Annotated in this window: 13 protein-coding genes; 5 read left to right on the top strand and 8 right to left on the bottom strand. The window is 48.4% G+C overall.

The window, feature by feature from the left end:
• Position 1 precedes the first annotated feature (1 nt).
• The 7 genes from C2M34_RS13910 to gyrA form a co-directional block, all read right to left on the bottom strand.
• Complete coding sequence (locus tag C2M34_RS13910) at positions 2–301, bottom strand: lipopolysaccharide assembly protein LapA domain-containing protein (RefSeq protein ID WP_105259107.1); 300 nt, start codon at positions 299–301, stop codon at positions 2–4.
• A gap of 25 nt (positions 302–326) precedes the next feature.
• Positions 327–611, bottom strand: coding sequence for an integration host factor subunit beta (gene ihfB, locus C2M34_RS13905; RefSeq protein ID WP_105198900.1), 285 nt, complete (start codon positions 609–611; stop codon positions 327–329).
• A 61-nt stretch (positions 612–672) separates the two neighbouring features.
• Positions 673–2,340: a 30S ribosomal protein S1 gene (gene rpsA, locus C2M34_RS13900; protein ID WP_105259106.1), complete on the bottom strand. Its 1,668-nt coding sequence runs from the start codon at positions 2,338–2,340 to the stop codon at positions 673–675.
• Between the two features lie 104 nt (positions 2,341–2,444).
• A complete protein-coding gene (cmk, locus tag C2M34_RS13895) occupies positions 2,445–3,155 on the bottom strand; it encodes a (d)CMP kinase (RefSeq protein ID WP_105198898.1) in 711 nt (236 codons plus the stop codon).
• Positions 3,156–3,322: 167 nt separating this feature from the next.
• On the bottom strand, positions 3,323–4,603 hold the full coding sequence (gene aroA, locus C2M34_RS13890) for a 3-phosphoshikimate 1-carboxyvinyltransferase (RefSeq protein WP_105259105.1): 1,281 nt from the start codon (positions 4,601–4,603) through the stop codon (positions 3,323–3,325).
• Positions 4,603–5,685 (bottom strand): 3-phosphoserine/phosphohydroxythreonine transaminase, encoded by a 1,083-nt coding sequence (gene serC, locus C2M34_RS13885; protein WP_105259104.1) that lies wholly within the window; start codon positions 5,683–5,685, stop codon positions 4,603–4,605. The genes aroA and serC overlap by 1 nt, the downstream gene beginning before the upstream one ends.
• Before the next feature lie 112 nt (positions 5,686–5,797).
• Positions 5,798–8,500 carry a DNA topoisomerase (ATP-hydrolyzing) subunit A gene (gene gyrA / locus C2M34_RS13880; protein ID WP_105216067.1) on the bottom strand — a complete coding sequence of 901 codons (2,703 nt, stop codon included), beginning with the start codon at positions 8,498–8,500 and terminating at the stop codon, positions 5,798–5,800.
• Positions 8,501–8,691: 191 nt separating this feature from the next.
• On the opposite strand from gyrA, the gene ubiG reads away from it, so the two are divergent.
• From ubiG to yfaE, 4 genes are all read left to right on the top strand, one after another.
• Positions 8,692–9,402 carry a bifunctional 2-polyprenyl-6-hydroxyphenol methylase/3-demethylubiquinol 3-O-methyltransferase UbiG gene (ubiG, locus tag C2M34_RS13875; RefSeq protein WP_105198895.1) on the top strand — a complete coding sequence of 237 codons (711 nt, stop codon included), beginning with the start codon at positions 8,692–8,694 and terminating at the stop codon, positions 9,400–9,402.
• Between the two features lie 505 nt (positions 9,403–9,907).
• Positions 9,908–12,190, top strand: coding sequence for a class 1a ribonucleoside-diphosphate reductase subunit alpha (gene nrdA, locus C2M34_RS13870; RefSeq protein ID WP_105198894.1), 2,283 nt, complete (start codon positions 9,908–9,910; stop codon positions 12,188–12,190).
• A 71-nt stretch (positions 12,191–12,261) separates the two neighbouring features.
• On the top strand, positions 12,262–13,392 hold the full coding sequence (gene nrdB, locus C2M34_RS13865; RefSeq protein WP_105198893.1) for a class Ia ribonucleoside-diphosphate reductase subunit beta: 1,131 nt from the start codon (positions 12,262–12,264) through the stop codon (positions 13,390–13,392).
• A 52-nt stretch (positions 13,393–13,444) separates the two neighbouring features.
• Entirely contained in the window at positions 13,445–13,720 is a 276-nt protein-coding gene (gene yfaE / locus C2M34_RS13860) for a class I ribonucleotide reductase maintenance protein YfaE (RefSeq protein ID WP_105216071.1), read from the top strand.
• A 2-nt stretch (positions 13,721–13,722) separates the two neighbouring features.
• Here the strand turns inward: yfaE and C2M34_RS13855 are convergent, their stop codons facing one another.
• Positions 13,723–14,247 carry a YaeQ family protein gene (locus C2M34_RS13855; protein ID WP_105198891.1) on the bottom strand — a complete coding sequence of 175 codons (525 nt, stop codon included), beginning with the start codon at positions 14,245–14,247 and terminating at the stop codon, positions 13,723–13,725.
• Between the two features lie 150 nt (positions 14,248–14,397).
• Here C2M34_RS13855 and C2M34_RS13850 point away from each other — a divergent pair, with 150 nt between their 5' ends.
• Positions 14,398–16,770 carry a TonB-dependent receptor gene (locus C2M34_RS13850; RefSeq protein WP_105259103.1) on the top strand — a complete coding sequence of 791 codons (2,373 nt, stop codon included), beginning with the start codon at positions 14,398–14,400 and terminating at the stop codon, positions 16,768–16,770.
• Positions 16,771–16,784 lie beyond the last annotated feature (14 nt).

Raw genomic sequence — 16,784 nt, 5'->3', positions numbered from 1 at the left:
ACTAGTTATCTTTTACAGATGCCAGAGCGGTACTTTGACTTTGCTCTTGGGCATTACGGGAAAGTTGCTCGTTGCGTTTTTGCAAGCGATAGTTTTGCCACTTTAACTTTGAAAATAAGCGGAAGCTAACAAAGCAGCCTAAGACTAATCCGACAATAAAACAGACGCTCATTAGCGCGGCTAATGGCATGGTGGCGCTGGCAATAAGGTAATTGACCTGGACTAGCTGTGGATTTTGCGAACCTAGTACAAAGGCAATAAAAATACACAGTACAAACAGAATGAACTTTACAACCTTCACTCAGCGGTTACTCCATCCGTGATGATTAAATACTGGCGTTAACGCGGTCGCGTAATTCCTTGCCCGGTTTAAAGTGCGGCACGTACTTACCGTCTAGCTCAACGGTTTCCCCAGTCTTAGGGTTACGACCTGTGCGCGGTGCACGGAAATGTAGAGAGAAACTACCAAAGCCACGGATTTCGATGCGCTCGGCTTCAGACAATGAACCGGCCATCTGTTCTAGAATTTCTTTAACGGCATTCTCAACATCGCGGGCTTGGATATGAGCGTGACTTTGTGCAAGTTGTTCTATTAGTTCTGACTTGGTCATAATGTTTCCTTAGGGGCTTACAAAGGAAGGGCTTGCGCCCTTCCTAAGACAAGACTAAATATTAGTCTTTCTGTGCATTTTTGAATGCAGCAGCCATAGCATTTTCGAACTGAGGCTCATCTGCCTTCAACTTCTCTAATGCTTCTTTTTCTTCAGCTTCGTAAATCGCTTTAACTGAAAGGCGGATAGCGCGGTTCTTACGATCTACGCCTACAAACTTAGCTTCGATTTCGTCGCCTTCAGAAACAACGGCAGTTGCATCTTCAACACGCTCTTGTGCAATGTCAGCTACACGGATGTAACCTTCAACGCCTTCGATAAGCTCTACAGTTGCACCTTTAGCGTCAACAGCAGTTACTTTACCTTTAACAATAGCACCTTTTTTGTTTGCGTCCAGGTAGTTATTGAAAGGATCAGCTTCGATTTGCTTAACGCCTAGAGAGATACGCTCACGCTCTGGGTCAACCTGAAGTACGATAGCAGTGATTTCGTCGCCTTTCTTGTACTCACGTACAGCTTCTTCGCCTGGAGTGTTCCAAGAGATGTCTGAAAGGTGTACAAGACCGTCGATGCCACCGTCAAGGCCGATGAAGATACCGAAGTCAGTGATTGACTTGATCTTACCAGTAACTTGGTCGCCTTTGTTTTGTAGACGAGCAAATTCTTGCCAAGGGTTAGCTTTACATTGCTTAAGACCTAGAGAAATACGACGACGCTCTTCGTCGATTTCTAGAACCATTACGTCTACGTTGTCACCTAGTGAAACAACTTTAGATGGGTGGATGTTTTTGTTAGTCCAATCCATCTCAGAAACGTGTACTAGACCTTCTACGCCTTCTTCGATTTCAACGAAACAACCGTAGTCAGTTAGGTTAGTTACACGACCAGATAGCTTAGCGCCTTCTGGGTAACGGTTAGCAATTTCTTGCCATGGATCTTCGCCAAGCTGCTTAAGGCCTAGAGAAACACGTGTCTTCTCTTTGTCAAACTTAAGAACTTTAACGTTGATTTCGTCGCCAACATTTACGATTTCTGAAGGGTGCTTAACACGCTTCCACGCCATGTCAGTGATGTGTAGTAGACCGTCAACACCACCTAGGTCAACGAACGCACCGTAGTCTGTAAGGTTCTTAACGATACCTTTAACTTCTTGACCTTCAACAAGGTTCTGAAGAAGTTCTTCACGCTCTTGTGAGTTTTCAGATTCGATAACTGCACGGCGAGAAACAACAACGTTGTTACGCTTCTGGTCAAGCTTGATTACTTTGAACTCAAGCTCTTTACCTTCAAGGTGAGTTGTGTCACGTACTGGACGAACGTCAACAAGTGAACCAGGTAGGAAGGCACGGATAGAATCAACTTCAACAGTGAAACCACCTTTAACCTTACCGTTGATAACACCAGTAACAGTTTCGTTTTCTTCACATGCTTTCTCAAGGCGGATCCACGCTTCGTGGCGCTTCGCTTTCTCACGAGAAAGGATAGTTTCACCGAAACCGTCTTCGATTGCATCTAGAGCAACATCTACTTCGTCACCAACAGCAACTTCTAGTTCACCAGCAGTATTTTTGAACTGCTCTGCAGGGATAGCACTTTCTGACTTAAGGCCAGCGTCTACAAGAACAATGTTGTTCTCGATAGAGATTACGGTACCTTTTACGATTGAGCCCTGTTGAGCTTCAAAACCCTGTAGGCTTTCTTCAAATAACTGCGCAAAATTTTCTGACATACTTAATACGTCTCTATAAGTTAAATTCTCCACGTCGCGTCACTGCTCAGCGGGGTTATTAATTAAGCACGTGCGTCCTGCTCATGCGTAGGTATAATTACTGCTTATTTACTTAGCTTCGCCAACTTGCCGTCAACAACGGCCTGGTCGATAATCGACATGACTTTGGCAAATACTTGCTCGGCATTGAGCTCAGTGGTATCTAAGCTTACCGCGTCTTCCGCGGGAATAAGCGGCGCCACGGCGCGATTCATATCACGCTCGTCACGAGCTTTAATGTCGATAAGTAGACCACTTAGTGTAACATCCAGCCCCTTAGCCTTCAACTCTTTAAAGCGTCGCTCGGCGCGCTCTTCAGCGCTGGCGGTCAGGAATATTTTTACATTGGCCTCGGGAAACACCACAGTGCCCATATCGCGGCCATCGGCAATCAGCCCGGCATCGCCGCGAAAGGCGCGTTGGCGGCGCAATAGTGCTTCACGAACGCGAGGCAGAGCCGCAACTTTTGAAGCTGCCGCGCCCACTTCTTCATTACGAATACCATGGGTCACTTCCTCGCCTTCGAGAATAATCTTGCTGCTTTCGCTTTGAGCATCAAAGCTAAATTGCACATCTAAATTTGCTGCAAGCGGGACTAAGGCTTCTTCATTGTCGAGTGCTATCTGATGGTGTAGCGCCGCAAGCGCCAAAACACGATAAATTGCGCCACTGTCGAGCACGTCCCAGCCCAACTTTTGCGCGAGTAAACGACACACTGTACCTTTGCCCGAGCCACTGGGCCCGTCAATGGTGATCACCGGCATAGATGCCTGCATTTAAACCTCCTGCATGCACAGCAAACATTTTAAAATCGCCGCATTATACGCGAACTATTTTGTAAATTCGCGTTAATACGCCAGATTTTTAAGATTGTTTTGTAACGGATCAACAAATGGTTAGATAAAGATGCCCGCTTGCCATAAGCCGTAAGCGGGCATGGAGATTAGCTGCAGCTGACGCTGGCTAAGGTATCAAAATAGGTAGGAAAGGTCTTGGCGGTACAACCAGGGTCGTTAATGGTCACCGGCCAACCACCGACCGCCACCATGGAAAAACACATGGCAATACGGTGGTCGTTATAGGTGTCAATGGCCACATCCGCTAAGTGCTGTGGCGGTGTGATCTCGATATAATCATGCCCTTCCACCACCTCGGCGCCGAGCTTTTTCAACTCTGTGGCCATGGCATACAAACGATCGGTTTCTTTCACCCGCCAATTGTAAATATTGCGAATGGCGGTTTTGCCCTTGGCAAACAGCGCTACCGTGGCAAGTGTCATGGCTGCATCGGGAATGGCATTGGCATCGATATCAACGCCATTGAGCTGTCCTTTACGTACCACCAGCTTATTGTCGTACCAATCAATATCGGCACCCACCTGCTCCATTACCTTGGCAAAGCCTATGTCACCTTGAACCGACGCCTTACCGACACCGTGAATGGTGATCTCGCCACCATTAATAGCGGCCGCAGCAATAAAGTACGACGCCGATGACGCATCGCCCTCTACCATGATTTCACCGGGAGAGACATATTGCTGCCCCCCTTTCACATGGAAACTCTGGTAGTTATTGTTGCTTACCTCGACACCGAATTTACGCATCACCCCCAGGGTGATATCTATATAAGGCTTGGAGACCAGCTCACCCTTAATGCTGATATTAGTGTCGCCACTAAACAGCGGTGCCGCCATTAACAGCGCGGTTAAGAACTGACTGGAAATACTGCCGTCTATAGTGACTTCGCCACCGGCCAGGGTTTTTCCTTTGATGGCCAAAGGCGGATAATCCTGCGTTTTCAGGTAGTCGATATCAGCCCCTAAAGCACGCAATGCATCAACTAGGTGGCCGATTGGGCGCTCTTCCATACGCGGCTCGCCGCTTAACTCAAACTCGCCTGGTGTGGCAGCAAGTACCGCCGTAAGCGGCCTGTAAGCGGTGCCGGCATTACCCAAAAACAAAGGCTCTTGTGGCGTAGTAAGTTTGCCCCCTTGGCCATGGACCCAGGCCTGAGTCTTGTCCTCGTTGAGCTCAACCTCAACACCCATTAGCGCAAGTGCCCCTAGCATATGACGAATATCGTCGCTATCGAGCAGGTTGGTCACCCTAGTGGTGCCTTGAGACAAGGCCGCCAACAAAAGAATACGATTAGATAAGCTTTTCGAGCCAGGTAACACCACTTCGCCTTGCACCTTATTAATGGGCTCTAAGCGCAATGACTCCATTAACTGTGCTCCTGGGCGAACTGCTCCATAAAGGTTACCAGGGCCTCGATACCCGCCACCGGCATGGCATTGTAAATACTGGCGCGCATACCGCCGACAAAACGGTGGCCCTCAAGCGCTAATAAGCCAGCCTGTTGTGACAAGGCCAGGAAGCGCTCATTCAGGCTCTCGTCGTTTAACCAAAATGGCACATTCATCAATGAGCGGCAGTCTTTAGCAACCTTGTTGCTGTAGAAATCCGATGCATCAATGTAGTCGTATAAAATCGCCGCCTTATTCTTGTTATGGCGCTGCATAGCTGGCACACCGCCCTGTTCCTCAAGCCATTTAAAGACCACATCGGCCAGATACCAGGCAAAGGTAGGTGGAGTGTTGTACATGCTGCCCTGCTCGGCCTCGATGGCGTAATCAAGTATTCCCGGGCGCGGCACGCCTTCTCGCTCAAACAAAGTCTTACGTACAATAACTATGGCCAGACCCGATGGGCCGATGTTTTTCTGTGCCCCTGCGTAAATCACATCGAACTGATTTACATCGATATCGCGCGATAAGATCATAGAGGACATATCGGCAACAATCGGCGCCGTTGGGTGAGATGGTACATCGAATAACTCAACGCCATCTATGGTTTCATTCGGGCAGTAATGGATATAACTGGCTTTTTCAGGTAAAGGCCACTGAGACACAGGAAGCACACCGAATTGTCCGTCTTTATCATCGCGAACATTGATTTCCACAACATCTGTGTATTTTTTCGCTTCCTTAGCGGCGCCATCAGACCAGATACCTGTGTTGATATACACGGCTGGAGCATCATCAAGGTGCAGGTTCATAGGCACAGCGGCAAATTGACCGCGACCACCACCGTGCATAAAGAGTACGGCAAATTCATCGCTGATGTTCATTAGCCGACGCAGACGTGCCTCACACTGTTGAGCCATGGTCAAAAAGGGTTCGGCGCGGTGACTTACTTCCATAACCGATACACCTAGTCCTTGCCAGTTTAAAAACTCTTGCTGTGCTTTTTCCATAACGGCTGGAGGTAACATGGCAGGGCCGGCACAAAAATTATAAACGCTCATTACTTCTTCCTCATTCCACTTCGCGTACCCACACAATACCCATTGTGCAGGCGATGTAACTTGAAAATATTTTATACAGGGCTAAAAAAAGCGGCCGAAGCCGCTTTATAGATTATGAGTCTTGCTCAGGGCTCTGCTCAGCCTCATCGGCGGGAGCCTCCCCCTGGACCACGGCTTCTTCATCGTGTTCCAGTATGGCCAGTTCATCTTCATCGATTTCTTCGATACGTTGTAAACCAACCACCTGCTCGCCGTCAACTGTACGAATCAAAATAACACCTTGAGTATTTCGACCCACGGTAGACACTTCATTCACGCGAGTACGAACCAAGGTGCCACGATTAGAAATAATCATGATCTCGTCGTTGTCATCGACCTGAACGGCACCGACTACGGCGCCATTACGCTCACTCACCTTGATAGAGACCACACCTTGAGTCGCACGACTCTTAGATGGATAATCTTCAAGGGCGGTACGCTTACCATAACCATTTTCGGTCACGGTTAAGATAGCACCATCTGACTTAGGTACGATTAAGGACACCACGCGCTGGTCATCGGCCATCTTAATGCCGCGTACACCGGTGGCGGTACGACCCATAGGACGTACACCCTTGAACTTGATTTCCGGATTACCTTCTTCGTCAAGTACTGGGTTACCGTTTTCGTCAACCACGGCCGACTCTTCCGCTTCTTTAAAGCGTACAACCTTACCAGCATCGGTAAAGAGCATGATCTCGTTGCTGCCATCTGTGATGTCCACACCGATCAGGCTATCGCCTTCGTTGAGGTTAACGGCAATAATACCGCTGGCGCGCTGACGACTATAAGCGGTTAGTGGCGTTTTCTTCACGGTACCAAAAGCAGTCGCCATAAAGACATACTTATCTTCTTCGTACTCACGCACTGGCAAGATAGCGGTAATGCGCTCGTCAGCTTCAAGCGGCAACAAGTTAATAATTGGCTTACCACGGGCAGCGCGGCTGGCCAATGGCAACTGGTACACCTTCAACCAGTACAGACGACCTGCGGTCGAGAAGCACAAGATGGTGTCGTGGGTGTTGGCGACCAGCAGACGCTCGATAAAGTCTTCATCCTTCATCTTGGTTGCTGATTTACCCTTACCACCACGGCGCTGCGCCTCGTAGTCACTCAGCGGCTGATACTTCACATAGCCTTCATGTGACAGGGTGACTACCACGTTTTCTTCGGTGATCAAATCTTCCAGGCTGATATCGTGGGCCGCGGCACTGATTTCGGTGCGGCGCTCATCGCCATAGGTTTCCTTGATGGTAACCAATTCATCGCGGATCACTTCCATCAAGCGCTCCGGCGAGCCAAGGATATGTAATAGTTCAGCGATTAGCTCAAGTAGCTCTTGATATTCATCAAGGATCTTCTCGTGCTCAAGACCGGTTAGCTTATGTAGGCGTAGCTCAAGGATAGCCTGCGCCTGCTGCTCAGATAAATAGTACTGACCATCGCGAATACCTAAATCATCCGCCAGCCAGTCTGGACGAGCGGCGTTATCACCGGCTTTTTCCAGCATGGCTTTAACATTACCCAGCTCCCATGGACGGGCTACAAGGGCTTGCTTTGCTTCTGCTGGTGTCGGTGACTTACGAATAAGTTCGATAATAGGATCGATATTAGCAAGCGCTATCGCCAAACCTTCAAGGGTATGAGCGCGCTCACGGGCCTTGCGTAAATCGAATACGGTACGACGGGTAACAACTTCACGACGGTGCAGGATAAATGCTTCAAGCATTTCCTTGATGTTAAAGCACTTCGGCTGGTTACCGTCCAGGGCGACCATGTTGATACCGAACACGGTTTGCATCTGGGTTTGGGCGTACAGATTATTCAGTACCACCTCGCCCACTTCGCCGCGTTTGATCTCAATAACGATACGCATACCGTCTTTATCAGACTCATCGCGCAGCGCACTGATACCTTCGATCTTTTTGTCTTTAACAAGTTCGGCGATTTTTTCGATAAGGCGGGCTTTATTCACCTGATACGGAATTTCATGAACGATAATGGTCTCGCGACTCGTTTTTTCGTCCACTTCTACTTCCGCGCGAGCGCGAATATAAACCTTGCCACGACCTGTTTTATAGGCCTGCTCTATGCCTTTTTTACCATTGATAATGGCCGCTGTTGGGAAGTCCGGGCCTGGAATATATTCCATCAGCTCGTCAATGGTGGTTTGCGGCTCTTTGATAAGCGCTAAACAGCCGTTGATCACTTCGGTTAGGTTGTGCGGCGGGATATTGGTCGCCATACCTACGGCGATACCCGATGAACCATTAACCAGCAGGTTAGGTACCTTGGTCGGTAATACATCTGGGATCTGCTCGGTGCCGTCATAGTTAGGCACGTAATCAACGGTTTCTTTTTCTAAGTCGGCTAACAACTCTTGGGAAAGTTTTGCCATGCGTACTTCGGTGTAACGCATCGCCGCCGCCGAGTCACCATCCACGGAACCAAAGTTACCTTGGCCATCGACCAACATATAACGCAGTGAAAACGGCTGCGCCATACGTACTATGGTGTCATATACGGCACTGTCGCCGTGCGGGTGGTATTTACCGATGACGTCGCCCACTACACGGGCAGACTTTTTATACGGTTTGTTCCAGTCATTGCGGAGTTCATTCATGGCGAACAAAACACGACGGTGTACCGGCTTTAGGCCGTCACGAACGTCGGGAAGCGCACGTCCTACGATTACACTCATGGCGTAATCCAGGTAGGAATTCTTTAACTCATCTTCAATATTAACCGGAAGGACTTCATTGGCGAGATCAGTCATTGATATCACTTTCCTTCTTATTTGCGACAGGGTGTAATCGGCACGAGTTTAACTCGGCTTATCACCTGCCCCATTGTCGTTATTATCTCAGCCAATGCTATCACATAATTTTTATTTTTACAGGCGCTAAATCTTTGCGATTTCACAAAATCCCCCCGTATAATGGCCTCAGACGAACGAGGAAGTTTTTTATGACCGAACATCAAAATGTAGATACGGATGAAATTGCAAAATTTGAAGCCATAGCACAGCGCTGGTGGGATCTCGATGGCGAATTTAAACCCTTACACGAAATAAACCCCTTGCGCCTGGACTTTATCGCCCAACATGCCAACGGCCTGGCCGACAAAGAAACTCTGGATATAGGCTGTGGCGGTGGCATCCTCGCCGAGAGCATGGCCAAACTCGGGGCCAAGGTCACCGGCATAGATATGGGCCGTGAGCCACTGAATGTAGCCAAGCTCCATAGTTTAGAGTCTGGTGTTAAAGTCGATTACCAACAAATTACCGCTGAGCAGTATGCGGCGGAGCATCCAGAGCGTTTCGATATAGTGACCTGTATGGAAATGCTTGAGCATGTGCCGGATCCTCAATCCGTGATAGCTAGCGCTGCCGCCCTTGCCAAACCCGGTGCCCAGGTTTATTTCTCAACCTTAAATAAAACCGCCAAGGCCTATCTGTTTGCCATCGTTGGCGCCGAGAAATTACTTAAACTTGTGCCCGAGGGTACCCACGACCATAAAAAGTTCATTCGCCCATCGCAGCTTATCCAATGGGCTGAACAGGCCGGGCTCAAAGTTCGCCACAGTGCCGGGCTAAGCTACAACCCACTGACTAAACAATACACCTTAGGCCAGGATCTAGACGTTAACTACATTTTGCACTTTGAAAAGCTGGCGTAACGCAAGTGTAGCGAATCCGCCTGGCGTTTTTTAAAACTGCGGATACACTATATCTGGTGGTTTGTTATTTTTTAAACACCAGATATAGTGCGCGGGTAAGAATTAGCGTGATGAAAAGATGGTCGACTTGATGATAAAAAACCCAGTCGGTTAGACTTGGAAAAAATCATTAAATTTGTGTTTTTTGACGTTGCTTTTCGCTGACCGACAGAGTTAAAAATGTTTGAAGGTTAACGGTCACTAACCGTGGCGACTTATCCACAGATTGTCACAGTTTGCACCTCTTGCAAATACACGCAGACCCCACTATCTTGTGAATCACAATGATGAAAACACCATATCTAGTGTTTGAATCTTATACAGCTCTAAATGCTTGGTGGCCGTGGGCGATGGCGCAAAGCGAAGGTATGCTAAAACGTAGTAAATACATCGCCTGCAATAGCTGAAAAAGACACTTTTAACAGCTGTGCGCTAATACAACTAATTATAATTACGGGCAATAACTATGACTCAACAGTTATCTGTTAGCAAACGCGATGGACGTAAGGAAGCGTTGGATTTAGATAAAATTCATCGTGTCATTACTTGGGCCGCTGAAGGGCTCAATAATGTATCTGTATCTCAGGTAGAACTTAAGTCCCATATTCAATTCTATGACGGCATTCGCACCGAAGATATTCACGAAACGATTATCAAATCGGCGGCGGACTTGATCTCTAAAGATACGCCTGACTACCAGTATTTGGCGGCGCGTCTGGCTATTTTCCACCTGCGTAAAAAAGCCTATGGTCGTTTTGAGCCACCTAAGCTGTATGATCATGTTGTTAAGCTCGTTGAAGACAAGCGTTACGATCAGCATTTAATGACCGACTACACTCAGTCGGAATTCGAGCAGATGGATCAGTTTATCGACCATAGCCGCGATTTAAACTTCAGCTATGCTGCCGTTAAACAGCTGGAAGGTAAGTACCTGGTACAAAACCGCGTCACCGGCGATATTTATGAAAGCGCCCAGTTCCTTTATATCTTGGTTGCTGCCAGCTTGTTCTCAGATTACCCCAAAGAGACGCGCCTTGATTATGTGAAGCGTTTCTATGATGCGGTGTCTTTGTTTAAGATCTCATTGCCTACGCCTATTATGTCGGGCGTGCGTACACCAACGCGTCAGTTCAGCTCATGCGTACTGATCGAATGTGCCGACAGCCTGGATTCAATTAACGCCACTTCATCGGCGATTGTAAAATACGTATCTCAGCGCGCTGGCATCGGTATCAACGCTGGTCGTATTCGCGCCTTAGGTAGCCCAATTCGCAACGGCGAAGCCTACCACACAGGCTGTGTACCTTTTTATAAGCACTTCCAAACGGCGGTTAAAAGCTGTTCGCAAGGCGGCGTACGTGGCGGTGCCGCGACTCTGTTCTACCCGCTTTGGCACCTAGAGGTTGAAAACCTACTGGTACTTAAGAACAACCGTGGTGTTGACGATAACCGTGTACGTCACCTTGACTACGGTGTGCAGTTCAACAAATTGATGTATACCCGTTTGATCAAAGACGGCTTTATCACCCTGTTCAGCCCATCGGATGTACCGGGTCTTTACGATGCCTTCTTTGAAGATCAGGAGCTGTTTGAAGAGCTTTACGTAAAATACGAGCAAGATGAGTCTATTCGTAAGAAGCGTATCAAGGCCATTGAACTCTTCTCAATGTTTTTACAAGAGCGTGCCAGCACAGGCCGTATCTACCTGCAGAACGTTGACCACTGTAATACTCACAGCCCGTTTGATGCCAAGGTTGCACCGATACGCCAGTCTAACCTGTGTCTGGAAATCGCTTTACCAACCAAGCCACTGAATGATGTGAACGACGAAACCGGTGAAATCGCTCTGTGTACTCTGTCAGCCTTTAACCTGGGCGCCATTGAGTCACTGGACGAGCTTGAAGAGCTAGCCGAGCTGGCCGTACGTGCCCTTGATAACCTGTTGGATTATCAAGAATACCCGGTACCGGCTGCCTACAATGCCACCATGGGTCGTCGTACCTTGGGTGTGGGCGTGATCAACTTCGCCTACTATCTGGCGAAAAATGGTAAGCGTTATTCGGATGGCAGTGCCAACGGCCTGACGCATAAAACCTTTGAAGCGATTCAGTACTATCTGATGAAAGCATCAAACGAGCTGGCCAAAGAAAAAGGCGCGTGTCCTAAGTTTAATGAAACCACTTATTCGCAAGGCATCATGCCTATCGATACCTATAAAAAGGATCTTGATAGCGTCTGTAATGAGCCACTGCACCTGGATTGGGATGGTCTGCGCGAAAGCATTAAAGCTCACGGCATGCGTAACTCAACGCTGTCGGCTCTAATGCCTTCTGAAACCTCGTCGCAAATCTCAAATGCCACTAACGGTATTGAGCCACCGCGCGGTCATATCAGCGTTAAGGCATCTAAAGACGGTATCCTTAAGCAGGTTGTACCTGAGTATGAGCGTCTTAAAGATCAATATGAATTACTGTGGGATATTCCATCGAACGATGGCTACCTGCAGCTAGTGGGCATAATGCAAAAGTTCGTTGACCAGACTATTTCGGCCAACACCAATTATGATCCGAATAAGTTCGATGGCGGCAAGGTGCCTATGAAGCTCTTGCTTAAAGATCTGTTGACTGCCTATAAACTGGGTGTGAAGACCTTGTACTATCACAACACCCGTGATGGTGCCTCGGACGCCCAAGACGAGTTTAAGCCTCAGGCCGATGACGGCTGTGAAGGCGGCGCTTGTAAGATATAATAATAATTAAGCAAGCGGCTTCTGAGCCGCTTTGCTTTGTTGTTCGACCCTGATTTTGAGATCCCACGACCATGTCATACTCCACTTTTAGCCGTAATCGTAACGACCAATTAAAAGAACCGATGTTTTTCGGACAAACGGTGAACGTATCGCGCTATGACCAGCAAAAGTACCCAATTTTTGAAAAGTTGATCGAAAAGCAACTATCCTTCTTCTGGCGTCCAGAGGAAGTAGACGTCAGTAAAGACCGCGTTGATTTTCAGTCTCTGCCTGAGCATGAGCGTCATATCTTCTTAAGCAACCTTAAGTACCAGACCCTGCTCGACAGCGTCCAAGGCCGCTCACCAAACGTGGCTCTGCTGCCTATTGTTTCCTTGCCCGAACTGGAAACCTGGATTGAAACCTGGGCCTTTAGTGAAACCATTCACAGCCGCTCGTACACCCATATTATTCGTAACGTGACTCAGTCACCGGAAGTTATTTTCGATGACATAGTGACCAATGAAAAAATCGCCGATCGCGCCGAGGAAGTGACCCGTTATTACGACGACCTGATCCACCTAACCTCACTTTATAACCTGTATGGCCCAGGCCAGCACATGGTTAATGGTGAAGAGATTGATGTCTCCTTGTATGAGCTGAAAAAGCGCCTGTACTTGGCCATGATGTCGGTGAATATCCTTGAAGCCATTCGCTTTTATGTATCATTCGCTTGCTCCTTCGCCTTTGCCGAGCGCGAGCTGATGGAAGGTAATGCGAAAATCATCAAGCTGATCGCGCGCGACGAAGCCCTGCACCTATCTGGCACTCAACATATCTTGAACATTATGCAAGAAGGCAAGGACGACCCACAAATGGCCGAAATCGCTGCCCAGTGCCGTGAGCAAGCTATACAAATGTTCGTTGATGCCGCTGAGCAGGAAAAAGAATGGGCCGAATACCTGTTTAAAGACGGCTCCATGATAGGTCTGAATAAAGACATTCTTTGCCAATATGTGGAATACATCACCAATGTGCGTATGAGCGCGGTAGGTCTGCCGGCACAGTTTGCCACTCAGAGTAACCCTATTCCATGGATCAACTCCTGGTTGGTATCGGACAACGTTCAGGTGGCGCCACAAGAAGCAGAAATTAGCTCTTACCTGGTCGGTCAAATCGACTCAGAGGTTGATGCCAACGACTTTGGCGACTTCGACCTATAATAAGAAGGGCTCCTTGTGAGCCCCTTTTCCCCCTCATATCAGTACATAATCCGTGTGCAAAGCAACTAAGACCAATATTACCTTTAACGGCAAAGCACTAACCCATGACTCGGATAGTCCATCTATCCTGCATAGCTTGGAGCGCCAAGGAGAAACTCCCGCCTATCAATGCCGCGAGGGCTTTTGTGGTGCCTGTCGGGCTGTTTTGGTGCAAGGGAATGTCAACTATAGCCACGAGCCGCTGGCCTTTGTCCGTGATGGCGAAATTTTGCTGTGCTGCAGCACCCCAGACGGTGATCTGGTTATTTCCAGTGACAATGAAGGCTAATCTCAGGGCCAGCTTATCAAAACCTGCGAGCTTACATAGCATTCAGCCGTGGTAATACTCAACTGATCCCACTCCACACATACATCCCAATGCAAAGAGCGCGCTAGCACAGCTTCCAATGCATTAACAAAACCCGGTTCCAAGGCGATCAGCTCGGCGCGATTATGGGCTAACTGCCAACTAGTGAGCTCGTCATTAATGGGGATGGTGGTGATCACATACAAAGACTGGGCGCGATTATAAATCTTGGTTAATTCATCGCAATTGTCATTAAATACTTCTATAACCAGTTCATAATCGTCATGGAGATCGTAGGCAACAATATCGATTTGCGGCTTTTGTTTGCTCTCACACAAGACCAGATCATGGCGATAAGCAAACAGACAAAAACCGATTAGACGTAGAATAAAATGATCAAGCAGCTCTTCATCTCTGCGTGAGGTAGTAAAGTGTTCGTTTAGCTGACAATGATGGACATTGTCCACAATAGCAAAATGTGCTTTAAAGACCCTTCCTCTGTCGCTCATGGCAAAGATGTCTACGCTGGCTACTCGATAGCAATAAGTATAGTGTACTCTCGCTCATGCAAATTTTATTTAAGTTATACTATAACATTATTGTGCTGTATGATTTTATAATGTTATAGTATCACCATTGTTAGTTAACGGATTTTCTTTATGTTTAAACCAGCCGCAATATCCTGTGCCGTCGCCGCCCTACTCGGCTCGGCAAACGCCTTCGCCGGCACGGTTACTGGCCGCGTCGTCGATGAGCAACAACAACCCTTAAGTGACGTAGTGATCCACTACCATGGCAAGCAACATAGTGTGCGAAGCGATCAGCAAGGTTATTTCACCCTTGAACTAGATCAGGCTGGCCAGCTGCATTTCAGCAAAGAAAACTACATAGATAAGCGCTTGGAAGTAAGTGCACAAGCGCAACAACTGGATATCATGCTCAGCGCCTCGGCGATTGAAACCGTGGTGATCTACGCATCAGGGTTAGATAAAAACAACCTCGACATGGTCTCGCCGGTTTCCGTACTCAGTGGCGATGAATTACGCGACAGAGCCCAGCCAACCTTAGGCGAAACATTAAAAGGTCTACCTGGCATTAATGCCAGTTATTTCGGTCCGGTATCTTCAAGCCCAGTGATCCGTGGCTTAGACGGCCCGCGCGTTAAAATCACCCAAAACGGCCTGGACAGCGGCGATGCCTCACGCGTCGGCCCAGATCATGCGGTGGCCACCGAGTCCATCGTTGCCGAACAAATAGAAGTATTACGCGGCCCAGCAACCCTGCTTTATGGCTCCGGCGCCATTGGCGGCGTGGTTAATGTGGTCGATAACCGTATTCCAACGGATCGTATCGAAGGCTATCAAGGAGCCGCCGAATACAGCCATGATACGGTTTCCAACACCAATACCTATGCGGGCAAATTTACCTCAGGGTATGATGGCTTTAATTTCCATGTTGATGGCAGCGATCGCGTTGGCCATGACTATGAAACACCCACCTTTACCCTTGAAGAAGATGGCGAACTAGAGCCCCATGACCGCGTTGCCAACACCTTTATCGACAGTGCTACGGTAAATATCGGCAGCAGCTATGTCAGCGAGCATTGGACCCTGGGTCTTTCCTACGGCACCATAGAAACTGACTATGGCATTCCCGCTCACGCCCATGATCATGGCCATGAAGATGAGCACGGACATGAGGATGAGCTTGATGGCCATAATGAAGCGGAGCATGAAGGCGAAGAAGGCGTATTTGCACGAATGCAGCAAGATCGCTGGCAGGCGCTCGCAAGCTACTCTTTCCATGACAGCTTTGTTGAAGCCCTGACGCTGCGCGCCGGATACAGCGACTATGAACATGGTGAAATCGAAGGCGAGACCCTAGGCACCCTGTTTAGCAATACCAGCCGCGAGGCCCGTTTAAACGCCAAACACCGTCTCGGAAACTGGCATGGCACCCTAGGTTATCATTACAGTGATTCCGACTATAGCGCAGCCGGCGAAGAAGCTTTCACCCCGTCGACCAAAACCAAGGTGCATGCCCTGTATTTATTGGAAGAGCGGGAATTTGAGCGTTGGACCCTAGAGTTAGGTGCCCGTGTCGAAGACTATCAACTAGACAGCGAGATAAGCGATGAAGTCGGCCATCACGACCATGAAGAAGCGGGTCATGAAGAGTCAACGACTGCTTATGAGTACAGCGATACCAACTTAAGCCTCTCACTTGGCGGCATTTGGAATTACCAGGACGGCTATGCCTTGGCCTTAAGTGTATCGCGCTCCGAGCGAGCGCCGTTAACCGGCGAGTTGCTTGCTAACGGCACCCATATTGCTACCGGCACCTATGAGCTGGGCCTGGCCTATCATATTGAAGACGGTGAAGCGCATTTTGAAGGCGAAGACATAGCTCAGGAAACCGCGACTAATATCGATTTCAGCTGGCGTAAATATGTGGGCGATTTTGGTTTTAACTTCAGCGCCTTCTATAACGACGTGGACGATTTCTACTATCAGGAGAATACCGGACTGGTATTCGACCATGATGCTGGTTTTACCGATGCCACACTTGCCGATGACGACGCCCTCGCCGTTTACCAATATCGCAGTAGCGACGCCGAGCTCTACGGATTTGAGCTAGATGCACACTACGCCTTGTCATCAAGCTGGCAAATCAAAGGCTTCGCCGATTCTGTTAGGGCAAAACTCAAAGATGGCGAGCATCTACCACGCATCCCGGCGGCAAAAATCGGCTCCCAGTTAAATTATCTCTATAAAGATTGGGATTTTGCTTTGGTTGCCACCCATTACCTTGAGCAGGATGATTTCAGTGCGTTCGAAACCAAGACTGATTCCTACACCCTGGTAGATTTTAAGGTGAACTATCACTTTAGCCTGGGTCAATTCGATGGCGTTGCCTATCTGCAGGCGCAAAACCTAGGGGATGAACTTGGCTTTGTTCACACATCCTTTATCAAGGATCAGGCCCCTTTACCTGGACGTAACTTGCGTTTAGGTGTCAGAGCCTATTTCTAAATATAAACGCCACC

The organism is Pseudoalteromonas sp. T1lg88, from assembly GCF_002964765.1.
Classification (GTDB): Bacteria; Pseudomonadota; Gammaproteobacteria; order Enterobacterales; family Alteromonadaceae; genus Pseudoalteromonas.
The sequence above is the reverse complement of the archived record's forward strand: the minus strand, read 5'-3'. Positions and strand labels throughout refer to the sequence as shown.